Origin of the sequence: Stenotrophomonas maltophilia (genome assembly GCF_003970865.1) — a bacterium.
Classification (GTDB): Bacteria; Pseudomonadota; Gammaproteobacteria; order Xanthomonadales; family Xanthomonadaceae; genus Stenotrophomonas; species Stenotrophomonas maltophilia_AR.
In genome coordinates this window covers 1-572 of the sequence record NZ_RXLZ01000173.1, presented here as the reverse complement: position 1 = coordinate 572, position 572 = coordinate 1, and the positions used below count along the sequence as shown (strand labels likewise).

Here is a 572-nt window from a genome sequence, read left to right as displayed (position 1 = left end):
GATCTTTGAAAGTATGCGCAGGTATCTTGTGAAGGCGCCTGCAGGAAGGATGATTGTCCATCTTGCAGACGTTTGATCAAGCAACTATTAATTGTTTTAAAGCAAGCGATACGTTGCCAGAATCAATCATCTGCAGCTTTAAATTTTGATCTTCGGATCATGTAGTTTTAAGTGAAGAGTTTGATCCTGGCTCAGAGTGAACGCTGGCGGTAGGCCTAACACATGCAAGTCGAACGGCAGCACAGTAAGAGCTTGCTCTTATGGGTGGCGAGTGGCGGACGGGTGAGGAATACATCGGAATCTACTTTTTCGTGGGGGATAACGTAGGGAAACTTACGCTAATACCGCATACGACCTACGGGTGAAAGCAGGGGATCTTCGGACCTTGCGCGATTGAATGAGCCGATGTCGGATTAGCTAGTTGGCGGGGTAAAGGCCCACCAAGGCGACGATCCGTAGCTGGTCTGAGAGGATGATCAGCCACACTGGAACTGAGACACGGTCCAGACTCCTACGGGAGGCAGCAGTGGGGAATATTGGACAATGGGCGCAAGCCTGATCCAGCCATACCG

1 rRNA gene is annotated in these 572 nt (G+C 50.3%); it reads left to right on the top strand.

The features are described from left to right. Positions 1-168 precede the first annotated feature (168 nt). Positions 169-572: ribosomal RNA gene (locus tag EKL94_RS22270) — 16S ribosomal RNA — on the top strand; the annotation flags it as partial.